General features: G+C 47.7%; 23 protein-coding genes. 12 read left to right on the plus strand and 11 right to left on the minus strand.

Annotation, left to right across the window (positions count from 1 at the left end; translation table 11 throughout):
* Positions 1-2 precede the first annotated feature (2 nt).
* The gene (locus RBK99_RS03230) at positions 3-1,790 is read right to left on the minus strand and encodes a M61 family metallopeptidase (protein ID WP_317503199.1); all 1,788 of its coding nucleotides are present in this window, start codon (positions 1,788-1,790) and stop codon (positions 3-5) included.
* Positions 1,791-1,941: 151 nt separating this feature from the next.
* Here RBK99_RS03230 and RBK99_RS03235 point away from each other — a divergent pair, with 151 nt between their 5' ends.
* From RBK99_RS03235 to RBK99_RS03255, 5 genes are all read left to right on the plus strand, one after another.
* The gene (locus tag RBK99_RS03235) at positions 1,942-3,465 is read left to right on the plus strand and encodes a sensor domain-containing diguanylate cyclase (protein WP_317503200.1); all 1,524 of its coding nucleotides are present in this window, start codon (positions 1,942-1,944) and stop codon (positions 3,463-3,465) included.
* Positions 3,466-3,541: 76 nt separating this feature from the next.
* Entirely contained in the window at positions 3,542-4,897 is a 1,356-nt protein-coding gene (gene ppnN, locus RBK99_RS03240) for a nucleotide 5'-monophosphate nucleosidase PpnN (RefSeq protein ID WP_317503201.1), read from the plus strand.
* Between the two features lie 7 nt (positions 4,898-4,904).
* Positions 4,905-5,291 carry a DUF3192 domain-containing protein gene (locus tag RBK99_RS03245; protein ID WP_317503202.1) on the plus strand — a complete coding sequence of 129 codons (387 nt, stop codon included), beginning with the start codon at positions 4,905-4,907 and terminating at the stop codon, positions 5,289-5,291.
* Positions 5,288-6,814: a hypothetical protein gene (locus RBK99_RS03250; protein ID WP_317503203.1), complete on the plus strand. Its 1,527-nt coding sequence runs from the start codon at positions 5,288-5,290 to the stop codon at positions 6,812-6,814. Before RBK99_RS03245 ends, RBK99_RS03250 begins: the two co-directional genes overlap by 4 nt.
* A gap of 106 nt (positions 6,815-6,920) precedes the next feature.
* Positions 6,921-7,925, plus strand: coding sequence for an isocitrate dehydrogenase (locus RBK99_RS03255; protein WP_317503204.1), 1,005 nt, complete (start codon positions 6,921-6,923; stop codon positions 7,923-7,925).
* Between the two features lie 52 nt (positions 7,926-7,977).
* On the opposite strand, the gene rlmM is transcribed toward RBK99_RS03255, so the two are convergent.
* From rlmM to RBK99_RS03300, 9 genes are all read right to left on the minus strand, one after another.
* On the minus strand, positions 7,978-9,087 hold the full coding sequence (gene rlmM / locus RBK99_RS03260) for a 23S rRNA (cytidine(2498)-2'-O)-methyltransferase RlmM (protein WP_317503205.1): 1,110 nt from the start codon (positions 9,085-9,087) through the stop codon (positions 7,978-7,980).
* Positions 9,087-9,467 carry a DUF423 domain-containing protein gene (locus tag RBK99_RS03265; RefSeq protein WP_317503206.1) on the minus strand — a complete coding sequence of 127 codons (381 nt, stop codon included), beginning with the start codon at positions 9,465-9,467 and terminating at the stop codon, positions 9,087-9,089. The genes rlmM and RBK99_RS03265 overlap by 1 nt, the downstream gene beginning before the upstream one ends.
* The gene (locus RBK99_RS03270) at positions 9,464-10,087 is read right to left on the minus strand and encodes an alpha/beta family hydrolase (RefSeq protein ID WP_317503207.1); all 624 of its coding nucleotides are present in this window, start codon (positions 10,085-10,087) and stop codon (positions 9,464-9,466) included. The genes RBK99_RS03265 and RBK99_RS03270 overlap by 4 nt, the downstream gene beginning before the upstream one ends.
* Positions 10,087-10,986, minus strand: coding sequence for a transcriptional regulator GcvA (locus RBK99_RS03275; RefSeq protein ID WP_317503208.1), 900 nt, complete (start codon positions 10,984-10,986; stop codon positions 10,087-10,089). The genes RBK99_RS03270 and RBK99_RS03275 overlap by 1 nt, the downstream gene beginning before the upstream one ends.
* Before the next feature lie 97 nt (positions 10,987-11,083).
* Positions 11,084-11,848 (minus strand): SDR family oxidoreductase, encoded by a 765-nt coding sequence (locus RBK99_RS03280; protein ID WP_317503209.1) that lies wholly within the window; start codon positions 11,846-11,848, stop codon positions 11,084-11,086.
* A gap of 20 nt (positions 11,849-11,868) precedes the next feature.
* Positions 11,869-12,765 carry a 3-hydroxyisobutyrate dehydrogenase gene (gene mmsB, locus RBK99_RS03285; RefSeq protein WP_317503210.1) on the minus strand — a complete coding sequence of 299 codons (897 nt, stop codon included), beginning with the start codon at positions 12,763-12,765 and terminating at the stop codon, positions 11,869-11,871.
* A 27-nt stretch (positions 12,766-12,792) separates the two neighbouring features.
* The gene (locus RBK99_RS03290) at positions 12,793-13,914 is read right to left on the minus strand and encodes an enoyl-CoA hydratase/isomerase family protein (RefSeq protein WP_317503211.1); all 1,122 of its coding nucleotides are present in this window, start codon (positions 13,912-13,914) and stop codon (positions 12,793-12,795) included.
* A 9-nt stretch (positions 13,915-13,923) separates the two neighbouring features.
* Positions 13,924-15,081, minus strand: coding sequence for an acyl-CoA dehydrogenase family protein (locus tag RBK99_RS03295; RefSeq protein WP_317503212.1), 1,158 nt, complete (start codon positions 15,079-15,081; stop codon positions 13,924-13,926).
* 12 nt (positions 15,082-15,093) lie between these two features.
* Positions 15,094-16,593: a CoA-acylating methylmalonate-semialdehyde dehydrogenase gene (locus RBK99_RS03300; RefSeq protein WP_317503213.1), complete on the minus strand. Its 1,500-nt coding sequence runs from the start codon at positions 16,591-16,593 to the stop codon at positions 15,094-15,096.
* Between the two features lie 69 nt (positions 16,594-16,662).
* Between RBK99_RS03300 and RBK99_RS03305 the strand changes: the two genes are divergently transcribed.
* The gene (locus RBK99_RS03305; RefSeq protein WP_317503214.1) at positions 16,663-17,541 is read left to right on the plus strand and encodes an EamA family transporter; all 879 of its coding nucleotides are present in this window, start codon (positions 16,663-16,665) and stop codon (positions 17,539-17,541) included.
* Positions 17,542-17,550: 9 nt separating this feature from the next.
* Here the strand turns inward: RBK99_RS03305 and RBK99_RS03310 are convergent, their stop codons facing one another.
* Positions 17,551-18,732: an acetyl-CoA C-acyltransferase gene (locus tag RBK99_RS03310; protein WP_317503215.1), complete on the minus strand. Its 1,182-nt coding sequence runs from the start codon at positions 18,730-18,732 to the stop codon at positions 17,551-17,553.
* 78 nt (positions 18,733-18,810) lie between these two features.
* On the opposite strand from RBK99_RS03310, the gene RBK99_RS03315 reads away from it, so the two are divergent.
* Genes RBK99_RS03315 through RBK99_RS03340 form a run of 6 tightly spaced genes read left to right on the plus strand, consistent with a single transcriptional unit; the run spans position 18,811 to position 25,714 of the window.
* Positions 18,811-19,230 (plus strand): MerR family transcriptional regulator, encoded by a 420-nt coding sequence (locus RBK99_RS03315; protein WP_317503216.1) that lies wholly within the window; start codon positions 18,811-18,813, stop codon positions 19,228-19,230.
* The gene (locus RBK99_RS03320; RefSeq protein WP_317503217.1) at positions 19,227-20,396 is read left to right on the plus strand and encodes an isovaleryl-CoA dehydrogenase; all 1,170 of its coding nucleotides are present in this window, start codon (positions 19,227-19,229) and stop codon (positions 20,394-20,396) included. Before RBK99_RS03315 ends, RBK99_RS03320 begins: the two co-directional genes overlap by 4 nt.
* Before the next feature lie 15 nt (positions 20,397-20,411).
* A complete protein-coding gene (locus RBK99_RS03325; RefSeq protein ID WP_317503218.1) occupies positions 20,412-22,019 on the plus strand; it encodes a carboxyl transferase domain-containing protein in 1,608 nt (535 codons plus the stop codon).
* A gap of 16 nt (positions 22,020-22,035) precedes the next feature.
* Positions 22,036-22,821 carry an enoyl-CoA hydratase-related protein gene (locus RBK99_RS03330; protein ID WP_317503219.1) on the plus strand — a complete coding sequence of 262 codons (786 nt, stop codon included), beginning with the start codon at positions 22,036-22,038 and terminating at the stop codon, positions 22,819-22,821.
* A 14-nt stretch (positions 22,822-22,835) separates the two neighbouring features.
* The gene (locus tag RBK99_RS03335; protein ID WP_317503220.1) at positions 22,836-24,806 is read left to right on the plus strand and encodes an acetyl/propionyl/methylcrotonyl-CoA carboxylase subunit alpha; all 1,971 of its coding nucleotides are present in this window, start codon (positions 22,836-22,838) and stop codon (positions 24,804-24,806) included.
* 2 nt (positions 24,807-24,808) lie between these two features.
* The gene (locus RBK99_RS03340) at positions 24,809-25,714 is read left to right on the plus strand and encodes a hydroxymethylglutaryl-CoA lyase (RefSeq protein ID WP_317503221.1); all 906 of its coding nucleotides are present in this window, start codon (positions 24,809-24,811) and stop codon (positions 25,712-25,714) included.
* Position 25,715 lies beyond the last annotated feature (1 nt).

A 25,715-nucleotide genomic window follows, 5' to 3' on the forward strand; every position in this document is an offset into this window, starting at 1 on the left:
GATTAAGCGTTAGGGTGGGGTATTTGTAACCATTGCAGGAAACGAGCCTTCTGCTTAGCGGTTGGCTCTTCCACCGGCTCAATTTTCGCATCAGTCGCGGGTTGCGCCTGCACCTTCATCGTTTTCTTGTGCAATTGATCACGACGGAAAAAAGTCACTTCAATGGATTCGCCCGGCTCATATTCTTTGAAAGCCTCGTTAAAACGCCCATCAACAACTCGGTGTCCGTCATAGGCTACAATGACGTCACCCGGGGTGAAACCGGCTTCCCAGGCAGGCCCACCTCGGCTGACCCGGGTAAGTTCCATTCCACCACTGGCTTCATTAGCTTCCCAGCCAGCCCAGACTTTATCGACCTCGTCGTCGCCTTGCTCATAAACTAGCTCTAAACCAGCCTGTTCAAGCATGGTTTCAAACGGGATGCTGGCAATCGGGCTTTCAACGTTTTCCTGCCACCATCCTTGCCAGGACTGGCCAGTTAACTCTTTCAATATGGTCAATACATCGGCGGCAGTATAACCTTGCTTGTCAGCGTCAAAACGTTGATATAACTCATCGTGAACGTCGCGGTAACTAACTTCCCCGTCGGTCATTTCCAGCAGCCTACTGTCCAGCAGCCAGGACACCATAGCGCCTTCTGAATATATGTTCACTGAATCGTTGTGCGCACGGTCACCGTACTGATCAATCCACGCTTCAAATGATGCCTCTGCAACCGACATGACTTTGCGACCCGGTTTTGCTTTGTAGCGATCGATACCGCTTGCTACGCGTTCAAAGTACTCTTTGGGTTCCATAATACCGGCTTGCAGTAACAAGTGATTCTGAAAATAACTGGTTGACCCTTCAGCCATCCAGAATAAGTCGGTGTAATTCTCTTCCTGATAGTCGTAGGGAACCAGAGCCGCAGGACGATAGGCTTTCACATTCCAGGTGTGAACAAATTCATGCGACGCAGTCGACATAAAGGACAGGTAATCATCACGACTGGCAAAACTGTATCGTGGTCGCTGAATAATCGTAGAATTTTTATGTTCGGTGGCACCACCCGCTCCGGTGGTTGCATGAAACATAAAAACATAACGTTCAAATGGGTAACTACTCCAGATTGAATCCCCTTGGGCGACCAGTTTTTCTAAATCAGCAACTGTTTTTTCGGCGTCATAATTACCTTCGCCCCAAAAAACGACCTCATAATCTCTGCCACCCTGAGTAAATTCATAATGGGTGTTAATACCCGTTTCGATAGGAGAGTCGACCAGTACATCCCAGTTTTCAGCGGAAAACTTGTGTTCGCCTTCTCGTTCCATACCTGAATAACTTTTCCATTCACCGGGAACTTCCAGAGATACAGAAACAGGATCGTCGCGCCATTTATCAGCATACATAAACACCGCTGATGCATCTAAATACGCATGACTATCATCAATATGACGACTGCGGCGGCCTAGCTGGTCGGCATAAATTTCGTAATCTACGGTAACTTCTTCACTGTTTTCCGATAAATAAATACGCCAAGTGCTTTTATCAATCTTCTCCCAGCGCAGCGATTCCCCATTGCTTTTGGCATCAAAATCACGAACGCCATTCGCTAGGTTCAAGATACGATAATAACCGGTTCTCCAGGCTGGCATCTTCACATCAAGGAATTCAGCATCACTTTCTGGAAAAGTAATGGTCACATCTCCCCGTTGATGCTCTGGTTGAGTCAGATCAATTTTATAGTCTGTATCTGCTACGGCAATTGAAGGAGCCAACATGATACCAATCGTTAGTAAGCTTTTACGCACAGTCCATCTCCGTTAATTTCGTTTTTTTTGTTAGTTAACTTGTGCAAAGACTACCACAATTCACCAATAGTAATTAAATCCAAATAGGTTAGACTTTATAACAGTATCTTTCGTATTATGTGACTTGGATTCAGTATTTGGTAGGTGAGCATTGGCAATACCTGAAACACCACAAGAGAAAATTCAACATCTCAGTAAAAAGTTGCAACAAAGTATCCAGTCTCGTAAGCAGTTAGAAGATGACTACTTACGTGACTCACAACGATACTCCAACTTTGTAAATGACCTTTGTTTGGCATTGAGTGGTGTCGATAGCGAATTAGACAGCTTGTTGCACAAGTTGCGGGGGCATCTGCAACAGAATGCATCTGCCGCAGTTCTTGAACCTATTATGCAGCGACTAAGCGATGCCATATCGCAGCATACTATCCGCCTTCAAACTCAGCTAAAGCAAACGAACGAAAGTATTCGGCAGGCGCTTACTTCCATTAAGCCGTCGGATAACGACAGTCGCGCGCAATTGCAGCGAGTGGCTAGCGAGTTTGAGCAGCCGACAATGACGGTTTCTCATTATCTACCCCTGGTCAACCAATTACTGGCCGTCTCTTATCGACAACATGCAGCTCAAACCGAAACCCAAGTTGTTCATTATCAGAGCCAACTGTTGGATTTGCTGAGCGAAGTCGAGTTTTCCGGAAGTGCTGCTGACATCCTGCAGCAGGTGAAAGTCGCCCTGCAGAAGCCACAAACCAGCGACACCTTATTAGCCATAAGCCTAAAAGTGATGCGGCTGGTTTTCAGTAACATTAACGACGAGCGCAAAGCAGCCCAACATTTTTTACAGCAATTAAATACCTCCCTTGAATCGGTTCAAAACGTGCTGGGAATAACCATAACCCGTTCTGCCGATTTTGCTGATCAACGTATTCACCTGAATCAAAAATTGCAAACTGGGGTGTCGGAAATTAAGGCCTGCGTGTCTAGCGCCTGTGAACTACAGGATTTAAAAGAGTCCGTCGGTTTGCAGTTACAGACACTGAGCGAAGCACTCAATCAGCATTTAAAGTTGCATGAGGAAGAGCGACAGACGTTTAGTAATAATACCCAGGTAATGGAACAAAAGCTCAAAGAAACGGAGTCCCAAGTTGCACATTATAAAAAGGAATTGGCAAAGCAAAAATTCCGCAGTTTACAGGACAACCTGACAAAGCTACCAAATCGTTCCGCGTTCGAAGAGCGTCTGAATCTTGAGTTTCAGCGCTGGCAACAGAATGAAACTGAGCTTACTGTTGCCATAATCGACGTGGACCATTTTAAAGGTATTAATGATAACTTCGGCCACATTGCCGGTGACAAGACCTTACAAGTTATTGCCGGGACGCTCAGCAAATCCCTGAAAGAAATGGCTTTTGTTTGTCGCTATGGTGGTGAAGAGTTTGCTATTATATTCTGTTCGGATGAGCAAAGTACTTATCAACACATAGAGAACACACGGGATAAAGTAGCCAATATTCCGTTTAAATTTAAAAGTGAAGACATCCGTATTACTATTTCCGCGGGAATAGCGAAGTTTAAATATAACGAAGATACGCCAATGGCGGTTTTCGAAAGGGCCGATAAGGCACTTTACAACGCAAAAAATAGCGGGCGCAACCGAGTCATGACGGCAAAATAATACACGCAAAAATCCATGACCACGCCGGCACAAGGATGACGCCGAGTCATCGTTATTACAGGAGTATGAGAAAATAATGAGAGCAAGCATTTCTCCAAGAGGCACCATGTCTCTTTTATCACAGTTAGAAATTGAACGTTTAAAGCAATCCTCAAATAGCCAGCTCTACAAACTGTTCCGTAACTGCTGTCTTGCGGTATTAAATGCGGGCAGTAATACCGACAGTAGCGCAGAAATCTACGACAAATACAAAGACTTTGCCGTCAATATTATTCGTAAAGAGCGCGGCATTAAAATTGAGCTTATTGAGCCGCCAGAAGAAGCTTTCGTTGATGGTGAACTGATCGTTGGTATTCGTGAGTTACTTGAGTCGGTACTGCGCGACATTCTGTTTACTGGCGAGAGATATTCTGAAGAAGAACTAAAAGATGCAGACAGCGCCACACTCACGCATGTTGTTTTTGATATTTTAAGAAATGCCCGCACTATCCAGGCAATGCAAGAACCTGACATGGTCGTTTGCTGGGGTGGTCATTCCATCAACGAAAACGAATACAAGTACACCAAAGAAGTAGGCTACCAGCTAGGTTTACGCGGCCTCAATATTTGTACCGGCTGTGGTCCGGGCGCTATGAAAGGTCCAATGAAGGGCGCTACTATAGGGCACGCAAAACAACGTATTAATAATGGTCGTTATTTAGGATTGACCGAGCCGGGTATTATTGCTGCCGAACCGCCCAATCCTATCGTTAATGAACTGGTTATTTTACCGGATATCGAGAAACGCCTTGAAGCCTTTATTCGTTGTGCACACGGCATCGTTATTTTCCCAGGAGGCGCTGGTACCGCAGAAGAACTTTTGTATCTTCTGGGTATTCTAATGCACCCCAAAAACCAACAGCAAAGCTTACCAGTAATCCTAACCGGTCCGGCCATTGCAAAAGATTACTTTGATGCTCTGGATACTTTCATTGTTGATACGCTAGGCGAAGAAGCACGTGGCTTCTATCGTATTATTATTGGCGATCCGGCAGGCGTTGCACAACATATGCACGCGGGTATGGCCGCAGTTAAGCAGTACCGCCGTGATTCAGGCGATGCTTACTACTTTAACTGGACACTGTTTATTGATGAAAACTTCCAACGTCCTTTTTATCCGACTCATGAAAATGTCGCATCGCTAAACTTACATCCTGAACAGCCTAAAGAAGAGCTCGCCGCTGATTTACGACGTGCCTTCTCAGCCATTGTTGCTGGTAATGTAAAAGACGACGGTATCCGCCAAATTAGGGAGCATGGGGTCTTTACTATCCACGGCGAGAAGCAGCTAATGAAGCGACTAGACGTATTGTTAAGAGCGTTCGTCGAACAAGGCCGTATGAAGTTGCCGGGTTCGGTGTATCATCCTTGCTATAAGGTTGTTACTGACTGAAGGATTTATGAGAAATAAAGTCTTTGTCATACTTGCTATAGGTGCTGTCAGTTATCTGGCAATTGTAGGGGCAGTACTGATGCTTTATCAGGCTGACCCTGCCGATTTGCAATGGCAGGAAAGAGAGACATATAACGCCAGACAAATTGGCCAACTTGATCTTGGCATGTCCAAAGACAGCGTTATTCGCATTTTGGGTTCTCCCGATATTACAGAGGCAAAAGTATCACCTAAAGGCAATATGCAAGTACTCTTCTACCGCACCCATCACATGACTTCTGATGGAATTACAACAAAAGATGAGTGCACTCCCCTGGTGTTTCGGAACAATGAGCTTATCGCCTGGGGCAACGATTCTTACCTAGACTACCAGGCCAATCAGAGGCGAGAATGAACAAGCTGACTGAATGTTGTGAAAAAGCAGAGAATTTACTGAAACAACACGACGTTCGCCAGCTTTATCGTTTGGTTCAGTTCATCGACGAAGAGTACCAGCAAAGTCGATGGCCTGAACTGCTTCCTGTTTACGCCTCTCGAAATCTGTCCTCTGACATCAATGAAAAAGTCAGTGAACTCTTGGCTGTTTGTGTTAACGCCCTGCATTGCAGTTATCAATGGTCTTTGCATACGCATTATCGCCGTATTCTGGCAGCGGCCTGCATTAGCGAAAGGCTTAATCCTGCTCCCAAATACTGGAGACAACGTCAGTTAAGACAACCATTATGGCTCTCCGCTCTAGATACCCTAGAGTTGAAGTCACCGGATATTGTTGTTTTCCGATACTGGGTTAATGCACTGACCCAGGTCCAGCTGCAACGAAGCGCACCGGAAAAAGCGTTTTTCCCATTATTAAACGGTAACTTTCGTTATCGCTTTTGGACGCTGCTCAACCAGCAGGATACGCTTCCAGTAAGGCTCATCGGTCAAAAGTTGTCGCACCAAAGCAACCAACAGACAGCAGTACTTTTAGGTTACGAAAACAAACATCAAATCTTAGCCTTAATACATAAGCTAGACAGTCCGTTTTACGTAAGCTCGGATGAAACTCAAAATTGGGAATTAAACGATAAACCATTAACGCAAGAACAAACGAATGCCTTAGTTCATCATCGGCTATTTCAACATGAACAGGTAAGCTCTATTCAGCAAACCCCTCGGCAACTCTTAAAAGCCATTAATCGCTATGCAAACGCAAACGGCGCATTAAGTGCGGTTATCCGTCAAATTACCCAACTGCCCTATCTGGCAAACAGCTTGCACGCAGCGGTCCAACAAACTGAACGTATTGGCTACAGTGAAGCCAGTCGTATGGATTTAAAGCAAGCGTATTTATGGTTGGGTTCAAAACGCGCCTCGGTTATTCTTGCCACCGCTTTTCTACAGCATCAGTTTTCTTTAAATACGATTCCGCTGCATCGAACCCTGATGCAAAAGCTAGGCTTACTGACCGCCATGCTACAACACCTGTCGAACAGAACAGGTGTTAGCTTACCAACCCCCGCTCCGCTGCTTGCATTGCTCTCGGGGTCCGATCTTTTTCGTCATCCCGAGCTGTTAAAATCCGCACAATGGCCTCGGTTGAGGCAGATAGAACACTGCTACAGTACCAGCTGGGTCGGTTCAGCTTTGGATATTAGCGAGTTTCGCCGCAGCCGGCAGTTAGTTAAGCGTTGGCAATTACCCGCTGCGACAGAAAGCTTATTGGATCCGGACAAAAGTGGGGGCAATAAACTCAGCGCTTTGTTTTTCTTAGCCAACTATTTGACTATAAGCACTTATTACCCCGACGTACTATTAAGCAGTTCTGTTAAATCACTGCTAAAATCGTATTGTCAGCAATTGGATATAAAAGGTGAGCAACTGGCTGAAATTAAAAAACAAGCCGCTTTTGATAGTCATTGTTACTCACCGTTATAACCTATATTCACTAGCTGAATAGAGCATTTCTAGTCAGTATTAGCGAGGCGATGGTAGAATTACCATTCCTGTTTTTTGTAGTAACACGGTTTAAAGGAATCAATTCATGAGCAGAACTATCACAGTTATTCCAGGTGACGGCATCGGCCCGGATATCGTCAAGTCAGCAATCGCTATTTTAGACAAAGCCGGTTGTGACTTTGAGTATGAGTACGTTGAGGCCGGTCTGACTGCTTTGGAAGAGACCGGGGAGTTATTGCCTCAGAACACTCTTGATGCCATTGAACGTAACGGTGTTACTCTAAAAGGACCATTAACTACTCCGGTCGGTGAAGGCTTTACCTCTATCAATGTCAGCCTGCGCAAGCACTTTTCTCTGTACGCCAACGTACGCCCTGTTTTATCTTTTAAGGGTACGCAGGCTCGCTACGAAAACATCGACATTATTACTATTCGTGAAAATACCGAAGGTATGTACTCGGGGTTGGGACAAAAAGTTTCTGAAGATGGTAATGAAGCCGAAGCCGTAAGCAAAATCACCCGAGAAGGCGCTGAACGCATTGTTCGCTTTGCTTACGAAACTGCACGCCGCGAGGGCCGTAAAAAAGTTACCGCAGTTCATAAAGCCAATATTTTAAAGTCAACTTCCGGATTATTTCTAAAAGTAGCCCGTGAAATCGCGGAAGAATACCCCGATATCGAATCAACAGAGATGATCGTCGATGCAGCCTGCATGCGTCTGGTTATGAACCCTGAGGAATTTGACGTCATTGTTACCACTAACCTATTTGGCGATATTTTATCTGACCTGTGTGCCGGTTTAGTCGGCGGTTTGGGCATGGCGCCCGGCGCTAACATTGGTAAAGACTGCGCCATTTTTGAGGCCGTACACGGCTCTGCCCCGGATATTGCCGGCAAAAATTTGGCAAATCCAACGTCAGTCATTCTTGCATCAATTCAAATGCTGGAATATTTAGGTATGCAAGAGCAGGCCACTAAAATCACCAAAGCATTAGAAGACGTGATTTCCAGCGGCGACCGCACCACTCGTGACTTAGGTGGTTCGCACGGGACAACTGACTTCACCCAGGCAGTCATCGAACGGCTTTAATACGTTTTAGGGCATTGCTATGTAACACTCCGCAATGCCCTAAACGCGGAACCTAGCTGCGCGGCAACCAACGCAAATGCACGGTGATTTCCTCGCGATCGTGGTAAAGGTGCTTCGCCTGAATTTCAAACGGCTTAGTACCTTCGGTTTGCAGCTTGTCAGTAATCTGACTTAAATACTCTTTCACCGCTGCATAACGCTGTCGCATTGGTAACTTTAAGTTAAATATTGCTTCTTCACAGTCACCATCAAGCAACCAACTCACCATCAGCTCGCCAACGCGAGCCGGCTTCTCAACCATATCGCACACGAGCCAGGTGATATTTTTACGCTTCGGGCGAAACTTAAAGCCATCTTCCTGAATGTGTTTAACCTGACCGGTTTCCATTAAAGACTCTGCCATTGGACCGTTATCAACCGCCTGCACCATCATACCGCGGCGTACCAGTTGATAGGTCCAGCCTCCCGGCGCAGCACCAAGGTCAACGGCTTTCATGCCTGAATGAACCCGTTTTTCTTGTTCATTTTCAGGTACGAAGACCTGAAACGCTTCGTCTAACTTCAATGTTGAGCGGCTAGGGGCCTCTTTAGGCATACGCAAACGCACAATACCACCGTCATGTATGGTTTGGTTATAACTATAAGAATAACCTACCAGCGCATGCGCAGAGTTAACAAATAGGACATGCAACATTGGCCGTTTAGCTAACGGCTTGTTACTTAACAGCCCTTCTTTGCGTAATGCCTGACGCAATGGAACACTGAACTTACGACAAAATTTCGAAAGCTGGTTTGCTTCATTAGTATCGGGGGTTTCAACCCGCAATTCACCGGCCAGACCGAAGGTTTCCTGATGAGGTGTCAGTACCTTGATGACTTCGCTGGCACGATCCTCAATTCCGGCAAGTTTAACAGCAGATAAAACCGCAAACATTTCGCGGGCAAAAACCAGTTCTTTCAGAACCAGTTTTCGTGCAATATGCTCAGCCTCTTCGTGTTGGCAATGATAAGTCACATACGCCTGGTCGGGCTGTGTCTGGCAATAGCCATAAATGCCCAGCTCAGCGGTTTTATCTTGAATTTCAGCTGCGCAATCCCCTTCAAAACCCGCTCGACAAAGCAATACAATGCCACTACCTTTGCCGCTAACAATCTCACTCATTAACTCACTGCTCCTAACTTCACTGCGCCAACAAGCAAACTTATCCAGCCGGCTATAAACAACACCCCACCTATGGGAGTGATGGGACCAAACCATTTCAGCCCGGTAAACGCTAACGCATATAAACTGCCCGAAAACAAAATGACACCTGCCAACCACAAATAACCACTGGCAATAAACCAGACAGAATCCGATTGTTTTAACCAAAGTGCGAGGACTAATAAGGCAATAGCATGATAAAACTGGTAAGTGACACCGGTTTCAAACGCGCTTAACAAACTATCGCTTAACTTAGATTTCAAACCATGCGCAGCAAACGCACCGAGCATAACAGCGGTGCCACCTAAAATGGCTGCCACAATTAAAAATATCTGACTCATTGAATAAACTCCTTAATTGCATCCACAGCCTGTTGCCATAGCTTAGGCGTATTTGCGGCTTTGGCCTTAGTCGCGGTAAAACCGTGATCTGCTCCCTCGAGCCATTGTAGCTGCCAGTTGTCCGGCAGCTCCACCCTTTGCCCCTGCTCTGCTCTTTTTAGAAAAGGCTTACTAAATGGGTCCCGGGTACCCTGCAAAATTAAGCCTGTTGCCTGCGTCAGCTGCAATTCTTCAAGGCGTGACTTCTCCGGTTTTTGCGGCGGGTGAAAGGGGAAACCTAAGGCAATCACCGCCTTTACACTGTACTTATCGGCTAATCGCAACATGACCCGACTGCCCAGCGACTTTCCCATCAGAATTAACGTCTTATTATCCCGTTGCAGTTCCGCCAGTAATTCATCGACAGCCTCCACCAACACAGGCATTTTATTTGGCGGCCTTGGTTTACCGGTTTCACGAACTTTTTCCCAATAAGGAAAATCGGGACGAACAACCTCAGCGCCGAACGCCATGCTCTGCTCAGCAAAAAAATTCATAAACTCGGTGTCGGGACCACCACCGGAACCGTGTAAAAACACGATGCGGAACGCTCCCTCTGGATTCTGGCGTTGATAGTTCATTATTGATTAAACTCTTGCTCTTCCTTTTGAACCAAACTTAACAGCCACTGACGAAAGGTCGCGATTTTACCTATCTCGGCCTGATTGTCACGACAAACTAGATAAAACGCCTTATTCCGCTGCAGAGCCTGAGGGAAAATGCGCACCAAATGGCCACTGTCAATTTCGGACTTAACCAGTACATTATTGGCTAAAGCAATACCTTGCCCATGAACCGCGGCCTGTAAAGCTAAACTGGAGTGACTGAATACCGGTCCGTTGTCGCCTTTATAGTTCGGTAACCCAACAAGCTGGAACCAGTCCTTCCAGGCGTTACGGGTCTCGTCATGCAGCAACGTCTGCTTAAACAAGTCTGCAGGCTCTTTAATATCGGCTTTATTGAGCAATAAAGGAGAGCAAACTGGCCATAAATACTCTTCATGCAACTGGTACGACTTTACTCCTGGCCAGCGACCATCACCGTAGTAAATCGCAACATCCACATCGTCAGTTAACGAGCCGCTGATCTCATCTACCGCTTTAATGCGAATATCCATATCGGGGTGTTCTTCACGAAAACTGCTGAGCCTGGGCACGAACCACAAAATAGCAAAGCTGGGAGGAACCGACACGGTCAAAGCACCACGTTCAGATACTAACCGAAGTTTATCCGTCGCCTGCGCTAACTGTTCAAAAATATCGCGTAATTCTAAATAGTATTCCTGACCTTCTTCAGTCAGTAACAATGAACGATTACGACGAATAAAAAGCTTAAGTTCCAGAAAATCTTCTAACGCTTTAACCTGATGGCTCACCGCAGCTTGAGTGACAAATAGCTCTTCGGCTGCTTTGGTAAAGCTTAAATGGCGCGCTGCCACTTCAAAGGATTTTAATGCGTTTAAGGGGGGTAATTTCCGCATGCCATTAACTAAAAAGCGTCTCTGTTCAGTAGATAACCACTACTATAACAGAGACGCCCTTCTTTCGGCTATTTATCATTACTTTATCTAATGTGACTTACAGGCGAACGCCACCGTCAATCTCAACGACTCGCCCACTGAAAAAGTCGTTTTCAATGATATAGCGTGCACTGTGAGCAATTTCATTGGGTTGGCCCCAGCGCTTCAGTGGCACCATAGCTAATGCGCGATCTACCGCTTCCGGTTTCATCTGTGCTGTCATTGGCGTTTCAATAAAGCCCGGTGCGATAGCGCCACAACGAATACCATAACGACCCAGTTCGCGAGCCCAGGTTACCGTCATCGCAACAACACCAGCTTTGGTTGCCGAGTAATTGGTTTGGCCCATGTTGCCAGCTCGGGCAACACTCGAAATATTAATAATAACGCCTTTCTTGTCCGCTTTAACCATCTGTGCAGCTGCTTCACGACCACACAGGAAAGTACCGGTCAGATTTACGTCCAATACCGATTGGAATTGCTGCAGCGGCATTTTGCTTTTCAGTTCACCGTCTTTAAACTTAATTAGCAAGCCGTCACGTAACAGCCCAGCGTTATTCACCAGCACATCAATGCCGTCGAACTCTTGCTGAATCTGCTCGAATACTGTTTCTACCGATTCTTCATCGGTAATATCCACTTCATAACCAACCACTTTAGCGGCACCGAGTTTTTCGCACTGCTCCTGAGCATCACCCAATACGTCGCCATTAATATCGATAAGCGCTAATTTCGCACCTTGTTTGGCGAAATCTTCAGCCATCGACAAACCCAGCCCCTGGGCGCCACCAGTAATAACAATAACACTGTCTTTAATTTGCATGTGCTTCCTCTATTCTTTGTTTACTTCTGTGACTTAGGAGCCACATAGTTGAAAATACTGGAAAAGTCCTGGCGACCATGGCCTTGCTCAGACCAGCTGTGATAAAGGTTACGCGTCAATGAACCCATTGGCGTGGCGGCACCACTTTCTAATGCCGTTTGTTGTGCCAGACCTAAATCTTTAGCCATTAAGTCGACCAAAAAGCCGCCCTGGTAATCATTGCTTGAAGGCACGCCATCCATTACGCCCGGGCATGGGTTATAAACCTGCAAGGTCCAGTTACTGCCGGAGCTTGCCAACATAATCTCAGACAACACTTTCGGATCAAGTCCATTCGCCTTGCCCAACTGTAAAGCCTCAGATGTACCAACCATTAACACGGATAACAACATGTTGTTGCAGATCTTAGCAATCTGTCCGGCACCGACATCGCCTGCACGGAAAACATTTTTGCCCATGTCATTAAGTACGGTACGAGCCCTGTCAACATTGGCTTCAGTACCACCGCAAATAAAGGTCAGGGTGCCGGCTTTCGCTCCTCCAACACCACCTGAAACCGGAGCATCGATAAAGGCTATACCAGCCTTTTCCAACTGTTCACCAACATACATTGCGGTTTCTGAAGAAATTGTGCTGCAATCAATAACCAACTGGTCTTTAGTCAACTTATTAATCAAGCCGCTCTCGCCTAGGTAAACTCCCTTAACATGACGATCAGCAGGCAACATAGACACGACAAACTCGACGCCGTCGATGGCTTCATCGGCCGTCTTCGCGGCCTGTGCACCGTCTGCAACTATCGCTTTCAGCGCCTCTTCTGATAAATCAAAAGCTTTAACCTGATGGCCGGCTTTAGCCAGATTACTGGCCATCGGGCCGCCCATATTACCCAGTCCAATAAATCCTACGGTTGCCATAGTGGCACTCCTTCTTGTTAATTCGTTTTACTTATCTAGATCGGCTAATGGATGCGTCCGGTCGCCCCAAGGCGGTAAAAAGAAGGCATCAACCTCTTCCGCTGGCACTTCTGCTACTGAGCTATGCTGCCATTGTGGTTTTTTATCTTTATCGATCAGCAATGCCCGGATACCTTCGGCAAAGTCACCGCGAACGGCACAGTTACACGAGAGGGTTAATTCCAGTCTAAAGCAGTCAGCCAACGACAGATCGGAGCCTTGCTGAAGCTGGTTCCAAACTAGGTGTGAAGTGAACGGACAACCATTCTCCAGGTTCTTACGAGCCCGTGCCAGCCATTTGTCATCAGTTTCATCATTGACAATACGTTCAACAATTTCACCAATATCATTACCTGTGGTTAACTTGGTAATCAACGATTGATGTGGCTCAACCTGTGGATTTGGCAAAGCAGTCGTGTCACTACTGGCAACCGAGCTTAGTAAATCTGTCACTTTTTGCTTATTCAGTGCTTCAGTGTTACCCCAATCCATCTCTCGTAATTGAGTCAAAATAGTGTCTTTGCTCTCTTGCCCAACGAAATGATCGGCCAGATTCAGATACAGCGCATCGTTTGCATTCATCGTTGCCCCCGTAATTCCGAGGAACAAACCACACCCTTCTGGCATACGGTTCAGAAAGTAGGTTGCACCAACATCAGGATACAAGCCAATAGTCACTTCCGGCATAGCCAACAACGAACGCTCCGTTACAATACGGTGGCTAGCGCCGTTCATTAAGCCCATGCCACCGCCCATGACAATACCGTCACCCCAGCAAATCAGCGGTTTCGGGAACGTCTGGATAAAATAGTCCAGTTGGTATTCTTGTGTGAAGAAATTTTCAACTTCGCTCACCAGCTTGCCCGGCTCGGCTTGCATGGCTTTGTACATCGCAACAATATCACCACCAGCGCAAAAGGCTTTTTCGCCCGCACCCTGCAACCAGACACAAGCGACTTTATCGTCCTCAGCCCATTTTTTCAGTTGTGGTAACAGCTTTTCAGCCATTGCCAGGCTCAAAGCATTTAATGATTTTTCAGAATTTAATGTAGCAACGCCGATGACTTTGTCACCGGCGTTCAGCTCTTCAAAAAGTACAACGTCTTGCATGGAATCTCCTTACAAGATTTCGCGGTCGTTATCCGCTAATAGTCGACGACCAATAATCATACGCATGACTTCGTTCGTGCCTTCCAGGATTTGGTGAACACGAACATCCCGCACATGGCGTTCTAACGGATACTCTTTAATGTAGCCGTAGCCACCATGCAACTGCAATGCATCGTTACACACCTTAAAACCAACATCGGTTGCAAATTGCTTCGCCATTGCACAGTAGGTGGTTTTGTCAGCGTCGTTGTTATCAACTTTACTGGCTGCCAGCCTCACCATTTGCCGTGCGGCAACCAATTCAGTCGCCATATCAGCCAGCTTAAATTGTAACGCTTGAAAGGCTGCCAGAGGCTTACCAAATTGCGTACGTTCCTGCATATAAGCTTTAGCCGTATTCAAAGCCGATTGCGCTGTACCTATAGAACAAACCGCAATGTTGATACGTCCGCCGTCTAAGCCCATCATGGCGAACTTAAAACCTTCGCCTTCTTTACCCAGCAAATTTTCAGCTGGAATGCGAACGTCTTCAAAGGTAACTAAGCGAGTCGGCTGAGCATTCCAGCCCATTTTCTCTTCGGCCTTACCGTAAATAACACCTTTAGCGTCGGCTGGCACAGCAAAAGCAGAAATACCTTTAGGTCCATCTTCACCCGTACGAGCCATCACCACCAGCACGTCGGTTTCCCCGGCACCGGAGATAAACATTTTAGAGCCGTTCAGAACGTATTCGTCACCCTCTTTTTTCGCACTGGTGCGCAAGCTGGCTGCATCAGAACCAGAACCTGGCTCAGTCAGGCAATAAGAGCCCAACTTTTCACCGGTAACCAACTCTGGCACCCACTGGTCAATAACCGACTGCTGACCGAAGGAGCCAATCATCCAGGTCACCATGTTGTGAATGGTCATCATAGCCGTTGTCGCAGTACAGCCCCCTGCCAGCTGCTCAAAAATAAGCGCTGAATCTAAGCGACTCATTCCGAAGCCGCCAGCTTCTTCCGGGGTATACATGCCCATAAAGCCCATTTCACCGGCCTTACGAAACACCTCAATAGGAAAATAATGTTCTTCATCCCATTTAGCTGCGTTAGGCGCTAGCTCTTTGTCAGCAAAAGCCTTAGCGGTATCCACAAAGGCCTGTTGGTCTTCTGTCAATTCGAAATTCATCGTTATCCCCTATTATCTCAGGTTAATTGACATGTTTGGACCAGAAACTTCTTCTAGGTCACTTTCGAACCAACGCGCTGTTACTGTCTTAGTTTCGCTGTAAAAACGCACGCCCTGCTTACCATACGCATGAAGATCGCCGAAGAATGAACGCTTCCAGCCAGTAAAGGAGAAGAATGGCAATGGCACCGGAATTGGAATGTTAATTCCAACCTGACCTACTTCAACTTCGTGTTGATATTTACGCGCTGCCGCGCCGCTTGCCGTAAAGATAGAAGTACCATTCCCGTAAGGGTTGTTGTTAACTAACTCCAGGGCGTCTTCTAAGCTATCCACTTCAGTGGTGCACAATACCGGACCAAAAATTTCCGTTTTATACACTTCCATATCCGGTGTTACCTTAGAGAATACTGTAGGACCAACCCAGTTCCCGTCTGGCAGGCCATCCACTTTACAACCTCGACCATCAACCAGAAGTTTAGCGCCTTCTTTCTCACCCTGAGTGATAAGAGCTTCAACACGTTCTTTAGCTTGTGGGCTAATCACTGGACCATAGGCTGCATTTTCATCATTCCATGCACCCGGACGAACCTTAGCAATGGCTTCCGCTATTTCAGGTATCCACTCTTTCGCCGCGCCAACAAATACGGCAACAGAAATGGCCATACAACGTTGACCTGCAGCACCAACAGAAGAGCCAACCATGTTATTAATCACTTGCTGTTTATTCGCATCAGGCATAATAACGCAGTGGTTTTTCGCGCCGGCAAAGGCCTGAACGCGCTTACCATTTTCAGTACCACGACGATAGATGTATTCAGCCACAGGTACTGAGCCTACAAACGATAAAGCCCGAACCGCTGGATGATCCAGCAAGAAATCCACCTGCTCTTTATTGCCATGCAATACTTGTAACACGCCTTTTGGCGCGCCTGCTTGTTCAAACAATTCCACCAAGCGAGTTGGTGTTAATGGGTCTTGTTCTGAAGGTTTAAGAATAAAGGTGTTACCACAGGCAATGGCCAGCGGGAACATCCATAGTGGGATCATGGCCGGAAAGTTAAACGGCGTAATACCTGCACATACACCTAACGGCTGAGTATAGCTGTACGAGTCAATTTTACGGGCGACGTTTTCAACGGTTTCGCCCATTAATAATGAAGGAATGTTCGCGGCGTGTTCAACCACTTCAATGCCGCGCCAGACATCACCTTTTGCATCTTCAAAGGTTTTCCCGGTTTCTTGCGCCAAAGTTTCCGCAATTTCTTCCTGGTGTTCTTTTAACAACGCCTGATAACGCATCATGACTCGAGCGCGCTCTGAAACAGGCACCTCTTTCCAGGTTTTAAAGGCTTCGCGTGCGCTATTCACTGCGGCTTCCATTTCGCTTTGCGTGGCGACCGGAACTTCAGCTATGACTTCCTGAGTTGCGGGGTTGGTCACAGGAATCCACTGTTCCGACTTCGAGGCGACAAATTCACCATCTATGTACAGAGGCACTTTCTTAGACATAATTCACCTTCTTATTGTGTTATTTTGTCATCTATTGATGAGCTAAATTTAGTTAAGTGAGCCTTTTACGTGACCCTCTTAATTCTGATTACTTTACTTTGGGCCGCCAGCTTTTCGCTAATCGGCGTTTACCTTGCCGGTCAGGTTGACGGCTATCTGGTTGTCTTTATTCGCATGATTTTAGCACTGATAACGGTATTACCGTTATTTCGTTGGCGACATCTGTCGCCCAAAAGCGGGCAATTACCTCAATTGGCTAAACTTGCTGCTATAGGCGCCATACAAATTGGTGCCATGTACCTGTTTCTTTACCATGCGTTTTTGTATTTGAGCGTTGCCGAAGTGCTTTTGTTCACTATTTTTACACCGCTCTATATCACGCTCATTGATGAGCTCATATTGAACCGCAAGCATTTACCGTTGTTATGGTGGCTGGCCGCAGCCGTATCGGTAGGCGGAGCCGCCATTATCCGCTATCAACCGCTTTCCGATGACTTTATCACCGGTTTCTTTTTAATTCAGGCAGCGAACCTGTGCTTTGCTTTAGGTCAAGTTGCTTATAAACGCCTGCCAACAGGACCTGCTTTAGCACAGAGCCAACAGTTTGCCGCCTTTTTCTTCGGCGCCAGCCTTATTGCCGGCCTCGGCGTTCTGCTGTTTGCCGACATAACCATGATGCCTTCCACCAGTCTGCAATGGGGGATTCTGCTATGGCTCGGTATTGTTGCCTCCGGGCTTGGTTACCTTGGCTGGAACCTTGCCAGTAAATGGGTCAATACCGGACAACTGGCGACTATGAATAATGCCTTAATCCCCGCCGGAATTTTGGTCAATGTCTTATTCTGGGAACAGTCATTTGACTATGTCCGTTTAAGTCTCGGCGCGATAATAATCGTACTTGCCGTTTGGCTAGCAGGACGAGCTCAAAAATTGAAGCCCGCCCGTTAGCCTGCAGTCTTAGATCATTTCTACAGCCAGGGCCACAGCTTCACCACCGCCAATACACAACGAGGTGATACCGCGCTTCTGGCCTTTCTGCTTCAACGCATGCAGCAAAGTCACCAATAAACGAGCACCGCTAGCGCCTATTGGGTGTCCTAAGGCACACGCACCACCATGCACATTCACTTTAGCCGGATCCAGTTTCATTTCCTGAATCGCCAGCATGGTCACCATGGCAAAAGCCTCGTTGATTTCCCATAAATCAACGTCGTCTTTCGTCCATTCCAGCTTACTCAGCAAAGAGTTCATCGCCCCAATAGGCGCTATGGTAAATTCCGCAGGCGCCTGGGAGTGGGTTGAATGACCCATAACGCGAGCCAACGGAGTTAACCCTTTCGCTTTAGCGTCGCTCTCACGCATTAAGATAAGAGCGGCACCACCATCAGAAATCGAGCTAGAGTTAGCGGCAGTAATGGTTCCGTCTTTCTTAAAAGCTGCCCGCAATTGAGGAATTTTATCCAAACGCGCTTTGCCTGGCTGCTCGTCAGTGTCTACCGTCACCTCTCCTTTGCGATTTGAGTAGGTGACCGGCGCAATTTCATCTTTAAACAGGCCATCTTTAATTGCCGTCTGCGCCTTAGTTAAAGAGTGAATCGCAAATTCATCCATTGCTTCGCGGTCAATACCGTATTCGTCGGCAGTACTCTGAGCGTAGCTTCCCATAGCTTTATTTTCATAGGCGTCTTCAAGACCGTCCAGCATCATGTGGTCCAGCACCTGCCCGTGACCCATCCGATAACCGTTCCGGCCTTTAGGCAGTAAATATGGTGCGTTAGACATGCTTTCCATACCACCAGCTAACACGACATCGGCAGATCCGGCTTTGATCAAGTCATGCGCCATCATTGCCGCTTTCAAACCAGAACCACACACTTTATTAATAGTCGTTGCACCAGTTGAACGCGGTAAGTCAGCGTACAGCATCGCCTGACGAGCCGGCGCTTGACCTAAGCCAGCTGGCAACACATTACCCATGATAACTTCTGAAATATCATCGGCTTTTAAACCGCTGTTACTCAATGCAGCCTTGATAGCTGTCGCTCCCAGGTTAGGTGCTGAGACTTCACTCAAACAGCCCTGAAAACCGCCCATTGGCGTGCGGTTTGCCGCCACAATAACGATGGAATCGCTTGACATCTTTCCTCCAAATGCACTTTACGTTAACGTAAACTTCCTCTAAGCTTAGATCCCAGAGCAACCAAAAAGCAAGTACCGATGGACAATAAAGTAACTTATAGTATTGGTGAACTGGCAAAACAATTTGACATTACCACCCGCAGCATTCGTTTCTACGAGGACGAAGGCCTGCTCTCCCCGAGACGCCAGGGCCAGCAACGTATCTACACCAATAAAGACAGAGTTCGCTTAAAGCTTATTTTACGCGGTAAGCGGCTGGGCTTTTCCCTGGCCGAAACCGGTCGGCTATTTGAGTTGTACGATGCGGACAATAGCAGCGCCGCGCAGTTACAAAAGGTACTTGAGCTCATTAGCGAGAAGAAGCTCTCGCTCAAACAGCAAATGGAAGACATTAATGTGTTACTGACCGAGTTAAGTGGTCTTGAGCAACGTTGTCAGGACGAGCTTAAAACCATCCCTTCGTCAGTTCCAGAAGTTCATTCTCAGGAGTCGTTATGATCAGTCAATACACCACCTTTAACTTTGGGCTCGGCGAAACTGCCGACATGATCCGTGAGCAAGTTAATGCCTTTGCGCGTGATGAAATCGCACCACGTGCTGCCGAAATTGATGAAAAAAATGAATTCCCAAGTGATTTATGGCGCAAACTTGGTGACATGGGTCTGCTCGGTTTAACCGTTGCTGAAGAGTACGGTGGTTCTGGCATGGGCTACCTTGAACATGTTATCGCGATGGAAGAAATCAGCCGCGCTTCTGCGTCCGTTGGCTTAAGCTATGGTGCGCACTCCAACCTGTGCGTTAACCAAATTCATCGCAACGGTAACGAAGAACAAAAGCAGAAGTACCTGCCTAAATTATGTAGCGGTGAGCATGTTGGTGCACTGGCAATGAGCGAACCTAACGCCGGTTCTGACGTTGTCAGTATGAAACTGCGCGCTGAGAAAAAAGGTGATAACTACCTTCTTAACGGCAATAAAATGTGGATCACGAACGGCCCGGAAGCTAACGTATTCGTTATTTACGCGAAAACCGAACCGGAGAAAAACTCGCGCGGCATCACTGCCTTTATCGTTGAAAAAGACACCCCAGGATTCAGTCAGGCGCAAAAGCTCGACAAACTGGGCATGCGCGGTTCAAACACCTGTGAGTTGGTTTTTGAAGACGTAGAAGTGCCTGCAGAAAACATTCTGGGCGAACTTAACGAAGGTGTTAAAGTCCTTATGAGCGGCCTTGATTACGAGCGTGCCGTGCTAGCAGCGGGCCCGCTAGGCATTATGCAGGCTTGCCTTGATACTTGCGTTCCTTACATTCACGATCGTAAACAATTCGGTAAAGAAATTGGCGAGTTCCAGCTAATTCAGGGTAAAGTTGCTGATATGTACACTCGTACCAACGCCGCACGCGCCTATGTTTATGCCGTGGCACAGTCCTGTGACCGTGGTGAAACTACGCGTAAAGATGCCGCCGGAGCAATTCTTTATGCAGCGGAACTAGCGACTCAGCTTGCGTTGGACGCGATTCAGCTATTAGGCGGTAACGGTTACATTAATGAGTACCCGACAGGCCGTTTGCTGCGTGATGCCAAACTGTATGAAATCGGTGCGGGCACGTCGGAAATTCGTCGAATGCTAATTGGCCGCGAACTCTTCACTGAATCAAAATAATAAGGAGGCAACGCCGTGGCGATTTTATCCAGTAAAATCAATACCCGCGATGCGCAATTTGCGGCAAACAGTGAGTCTATGCAGGCTGTGGTTGACGACCTGCAGGAGAAAGCCGCAAAGATCCATCAGGGGGGCGGTCCTAAATATCAGGAACGCCATTTATCCCGTGGTAAATTGCTGCCTCGCGACCGAATAAATAAGCTGTTAGACGCAGGCTCACCCTTTTTAGAAGTAGGTCAGTTTGCGGCCTGGGAATGCTACGAAGATTACGTACCCTCCGCTGGTGTGGTTGCCGGAATTGGCCAGGTTGAAGGTACTGAGTGCATGATCATTGCCAACGATGCGACGGTTAAGGGTGGCACCTACTACCCTCTAACCGTTAAAAAGCATCTACGCGCTCAGGAAATTGCTGAGCGTTGTCACTTACCCTGTATTTACCTGGTGGACTCTGGCGGCGCTAACCTGCCGCGCCAGGACGAAGTATTCCCCGACAAAGAGCATTTTGGTCGCATCTTTTTTAATCAGGCCAATATGTCAGCCAAAGGAATTCCACAAATTGCTGTGGTTATGGGCCTGTGTACCGCAGGTGGCGCTTACGTTCCGGCCATGGCCGACGAGAGCGTGATAGTAAAAGAGCAAGGCACTATTTTCCTTGCTGGCCCCCCCTTAGTGAAAGCCGCAACGGGTGAAGAAGTTTCAGCCGAAGAGCTGGGCGGCGCCGATGTGCATACCCGCATTTCAGGTGTTGCTGATCATTTTGCTCACAACGACGAACACGCCCTGGCACTAGCCCGTCGCTCGGTAGCACGCCTTAACCGTGGTGAGCCAACTCAGTTGGATCGTCAGCCGGCTAAGCCGCCACGTTATGACGCAAAAGAATTGTACGGCATTGTCGGCACCGACCTGCGTAAGCCGTATGATGTGCACGAAGTCATTGCCCGCATTGTCGATGACTCAGATTTTGACGAGTTTAAAGCTAACTACGGCAATACGCTGGTCACCGGATTTGCCCGCATTGACGGTTATCCGGTTGGTATTGTGGCAAACAACGGCATTCTCTTTTCTGAGTCGGCGCAAAAAGGCGCCCACTTTATTGAGCTTTGTGCCCAGCGCAAAATTCCATTAGTTTTCTTGCAAAACATCACCGGCTTTATGGTCGGTAAAAAATACGAAGCGGAAGGTATTGCTAAGCACGGCGCGAAGATGGTTATGGCCGTTTCTTGTGCCAAGGTGCCTAAATTTACCGTATTAATTGGTGGTAGCTACGGCGCCGGTAATTACGGCATGTGTGGCCGCGCTTATGACCCTACCATGATGTTCATGTGGCCGAATGCGCGTATCTCAGTTATGGGTGGCGAGCAAGCCGCCGGCGTTATGGCTCAAGTAACCAAAGACAATTTAGCGCGCAAAGGCGAAAGCTTAAGCGACGAAAAAGAACAAGCGCTGAAAAAGCCAATTGTTGAACAGTATGATAAACAAGGCCACCCTTACTATGCGTCAGCCCGTCTATGGGACGATGGTATTATCGACCCGGCACAAACGCGCGAAGTTCTGGCTTTAAGCCTTGCCGCTTCCTTAAATGCACCGATTGAAGACAGCCGCTTCGGCGTTTTCCGCATGTAATCGGAGGTTATTGACCATGGCAAAATACACAGAACTCGATATTAACAGCCAAGGCGTTGCTACGCTGACCTTAAACCGTCCTGACGTTCACAACGCGTTTGACGATGTAATGATTGCAGAACTACTGCAGGCATTAAAAGACGTTGAACAAAGCACAGCCGCAAAAGTCCTGGTACTGCGTTCGGAAGGTAAAAACTTCTCAGCCGGAGCGGATCTGAACTGGATGCGCTCCATGGCCGATAAAAACTACGAGCAAAACGTCAATGACGCCGGCGAGCTTGGCTTGCTAATGGAGCGTCTGGACTTGCTCAGCAAGCCGAGTATTGCGTTAGTACAAGGCGCCGCTTTTGGTGGGGCTGTCGGCCTTGCCGCCTGCTGTGACATCGTACTGGCACAGCCACGCAGCAGCTTTTGTTTAAGCGAAGTCAAAATTGGGCTTATTCCTGCGGTCATCAGTCCTTATGTGGTTCGCACTATTGGCGAACGTCAATCGCGTCGCTACATGCTTACCGCAGAACGATTCTTTGCCGACAAAGCGCAGGAACTGGGACTGGTTAATGAGGTTGTAGAGGAATTTGAGGAGCCTTTAAATAAGCTATTAGAAGCGCTATTAGCCAATAGTCCACAGGCCGTAAACGCCTGTAAGCAACTTATCCGCAATGTTGGTTCACGTCCTATCGATAAAAGTGTTCGTGAACATACCATTGAAGCCATTGCCGAAATTCGCGTGTCGGACGAAGGTCAGGAAGGACTCAGTGCGTTTCTTGAAAAACGCCCCGCCGCCTGGCTTAAACAGAGTTAACAACAGGTCTCATTATGATCAAAACATTATTGATTGCGAACCGTGGTGAAATTGCCTGTCGTATTATTGCCACAGCCAAAAAAATGGGCATTAGCACCGTAGCGGTGTTTTCTGATGCCGATCGCAACTCACGCCACGTTAAACTGGCTGACCAAGCGGTACACATTGGTCCTGCAGCCAGCACAGAAAGCTACCTGCGTGGCGACAAAATTATTGCGGCGGCAAAGCAGACCGGCGCCGAAGCCATTCACCCCGGGTATGGTTTTCTTTCTGAAAACGAAGACTTCGCTGACCAGTGTCAGGCAAATGACATTATTTTTGTGGGTCCTCCGGTATCCTCAATTGCAGCTATGGGCTCTAAGAGCGCAGCCAAGTCGATTATGCAGGACGCTGGTGTACCATTAGTTCCAGGTTACCACGGCAGTGAGCAAGATATTGAAACACTAAAAGCCGAAGCCGAAAAGGTGGGCTTCCCATTACTGCTGAAAGCAGCATACGGTGGCGGTGGTAAGGGCATGCGTGTAGTTGAAAACATGGGCGAGTTCAATGAAGCTCTGCATTCTGCTAAACGCGAAGCTAAATCCTCCTTCGGCAACGATAAAATGCTGATGGAGCGTTTTATTCGCAACCCTCGCCACGTAGAAATTCAAGTTTTTACTGACGAACACGGCAACGCCGTTTATCTGGCAGAGCGCGATTGCTCTGTTCAGCGTCGTCACCAGAAAGTACTTGAAGAAGCGCCCGCTCCGGCATTAACCGAAAAAACCCGGACTGAAATGGGCGAAGCGGCTATTCGTGCCGCTCAGGCCATAGATTACGTCGGTGCCGGTACCGTCGAGTTTCTGTTCGATCAAAGTGGCGAGTTCTATTTCATGGAAATGAACACCCGTCTACAGGTTGAGCATCCGGTCACTGAAATGATTACCGGTCAAGACTTGGTTGAGTGGCAGTTATTGGTCGCTTCTGGTCAGCCATTACCTCTGGCACAAAATGACATTCAGGTTAATGGTCATGCGTTTGAAGCCAGAATCTATGCTGAAGACCCGGACAATGACTTTTTGCCCTGCACAGGTACCATCAAGCACTTACGCACACCAGCCGAAGAAAATGGCGTGCGGATTGATACGGGCATTGAACAAGGTGACGAGATTTCGGCTTTCTATGACCCAATGATAGCCAAGCTTATTGTTTGGGACACCGATCGCACCCGTGCTCTGCTTCGTTTACAAAAAGCGTTGCGTGAGTACCGTCTGACCGGGCTCACCACTAATGTCGACTTTTTGCATCGTCTGGCATCGCACCCGGAGTTCGTGAAGACCAACTTGACGACGGAATTCATTCAACAGTATCAACAAGACCTCTTGCCAGATAGTTCCGTTAATTATCAACAAATTGCGACGGAAGCTGCCCTGTTCGACATTACTCAACGTCAACAGCAACGCGGCAGTTCACCCTGGCAAAGTGGTAATGCGTTCAGAATGAACTCCGCCGCTACACACAGAGTTCCACTCCAGTTTGGCGACGAAACCTATGCTATTTCACTGATTGAAACCGCCACGGGTGAATTCTTGCAGAAAGTTGACGATGAAGGCATCCGCTGGCAGGCGTCTTTAACCGACGACAAACTCACGTTGACCGCTGGTAGTATGCGCTATACCCGCTATGTCAGCGCTGATGACCAACAGATCACGGTGTTCACTGATAACGGCCCAATGACTTTTCATCGCCACCGTGTGGCTGATACGCTGTCAGACGATACGGCTCATGGTGGCCACGTTGCGCCAATGAACGGTACCATCATGGAAGTACTGGTCGAAAAAGGTGATACTGTTGAAAAGGATCAGCCGTTAGTCATTATGGAAGCGATGAAAATGGAGTACACCATTCGAGCCGGACATGAAGGTGAAGTCACAGACATCTTTTTCGCTGCCGGCGACCTGGTCAGTGACGGCGATGAGCTTATTGCAGTAAATGAAGCGGAGTAATTATGGCTATTGCGGAAAAGATAAAGATTGTCGAAGTCGGACCGCGTGACGGCTTGCAAAATGAAACGTCCGTTTCTGTCGACGCAAAAGTTACTTTGATTGAAGCGCTGGCTGATGCTGGCGTTTCCTACATTGAAAGTGCCAGCTTTGTCAGCCCTAAATGGGTACCGCAAATGGCTGATAGCCGCGCTGTTATGGAACAAGTCACGCGTCGGGCCGGCATTACCTACGCGGGACTTACACCAAACTTAAAAGGCTTTGAAGCAGCCGTTGAAGCCAATATGGACGAAGTTGCCGTATTCGGTGCCGCATCCGAAGCTTTTACACAAAAAAACATAAACTGCAGTATTGATGAGTCACTGGAGCGTTTTAAGCCCGTTATTGCCGCAGCTAAAGAAAAAAACATTCCGGTAAGAGGCTATGTTTCCTGTGTTTTAGGTTGTCCTTACCAGGGAGAAGTTCCTTTAGAGAGTGTAGTCAAAGTTGCTAAGGCACTTTATGACATGGGCTGCTACGAGGTTTCACTAGGCGATACCATTGGCGTCGGAACACCGTTAAAAGCACAAGAGATGCTTGCGGCTGTCGCGGAAGAAGTCCCTGTCGATAAGCTGGCGTTGCATTTCCATAACACCTACGGGCAGGCTTTGGCTAATATAGTGGCCTGCCTGCCACTGGGCGTTGCCACTATCGATACGGCCGTTGCCGGCCTGGGTGGATGCCCATACGCTAAAGGCGCCAGTGGCAATGTTGCCACCGAAGATGTGGTTTACATGCTCAGTGGCATGGGTATTAAAACGGGCATCGACCTGACTCAATTGATCGCCGCAGGGGCCGGTATTTGTAAACATTTATCACACGGCCCGCGTTCACAAGTCGCAATAGCTGAATTGGCAAAACAAGGGGATTAAA

The organism is Idiomarina solivarensis, from assembly GCF_033052755.1.
GTDB lineage: Bacteria > Pseudomonadota > Gammaproteobacteria > Enterobacterales > Alteromonadaceae > Idiomarina.

Coding starts and splice junctions, on each gene's coding strand:
- ppnN (WP_317503201.1), top strand. CDS start 3,542: ATGAGAGCAAGCATTTCTCCAAGAGGCACCATGTCTCTTTTATCACAG.
- RBK99_RS03245 (WP_317503202.1), top strand. CDS start 4,905: ATGAGAAATAAAGTCTTTGTCATACTTGCTATAGGTGCTGTCAGTTAT.
- RBK99_RS03250 (WP_317503203.1), top strand. CDS start 5,288: ATGAACAAGCTGACTGAATGTTGTGAAAAAGCAGAGAATTTACTGAAA.
- RBK99_RS03255 (WP_317503204.1), top strand. CDS start 6,921: ATGAGCAGAACTATCACAGTTATTCCAGGTGACGGCATCGGCCCGGAT.
- rlmM (WP_317503205.1), bottom strand. CDS start 9,087: ATGAGTGAGATTGTTAGCGGCAAAGGTAGTGGCATTGTATTGCTTTGT.
- RBK99_RS03265 (WP_317503206.1), bottom strand. CDS start 9,467: ATGAGTCAGATATTTTTAATTGTGGCAGCCATTTTAGGTGGCACCGCT.
- RBK99_RS03270 (WP_317503207.1), bottom strand. CDS start 10,087: ATGAACTATCAACGCCAGAATCCAGAGGGAGCGTTCCGCATCGTGTTT.
- RBK99_RS03275 (WP_317503208.1), bottom strand. CDS start 10,986: ATGCGGAAATTACCCCCCTTAAACGCATTAAAATCCTTTGAAGTGGCA.
- RBK99_RS03280 (WP_317503209.1), bottom strand. CDS start 11,848: ATGCAAATTAAAGACAGTGTTATTGTTATTACTGGTGGCGCCCAGGGG.
- mmsB (WP_317503210.1), bottom strand. CDS start 12,765: ATGGCAACCGTAGGATTTATTGGACTGGGTAATATGGGCGGCCCGATG.
- RBK99_RS03290 (WP_317503211.1), bottom strand. CDS start 13,914: ATGCAAGACGTTGTACTTTTTGAAGAGCTGAACGCCGGTGACAAAGTC.
- RBK99_RS03295 (WP_317503212.1), bottom strand. CDS start 15,081: ATGAATTTCGAATTGACAGAAGACCAACAGGCCTTTGTGGATACCGCT.
- RBK99_RS03300 (WP_317503213.1), bottom strand. CDS start 16,593: ATGTCTAAGAAAGTGCCTCTGTACATAGATGGTGAATTTGTCGCCTCG.
- RBK99_RS03310 (WP_317503215.1), bottom strand. CDS start 18,732: ATGTCAAGCGATTCCATCGTTATTGTGGCGGCAAACCGCACGCCAATG.
- RBK99_RS03315 (WP_317503216.1), top strand. CDS start 18,811: ATGGACAATAAAGTAACTTATAGTATTGGTGAACTGGCAAAACAATTT.
- RBK99_RS03320 (WP_317503217.1), top strand. CDS start 19,227: ATGATCAGTCAATACACCACCTTTAACTTTGGGCTCGGCGAAACTGCC.
- RBK99_RS03330 (WP_317503219.1), top strand. CDS start 22,036: ATGGCAAAATACACAGAACTCGATATTAACAGCCAAGGCGTTGCTACG.
- RBK99_RS03335 (WP_317503220.1), top strand. CDS start 22,836: ATGATCAAAACATTATTGATTGCGAACCGTGGTGAAATTGCCTGTCGT.
- RBK99_RS03340 (WP_317503221.1), top strand. CDS start 24,809: ATGGCTATTGCGGAAAAGATAAAGATTGTCGAAGTCGGACCGCGTGAC.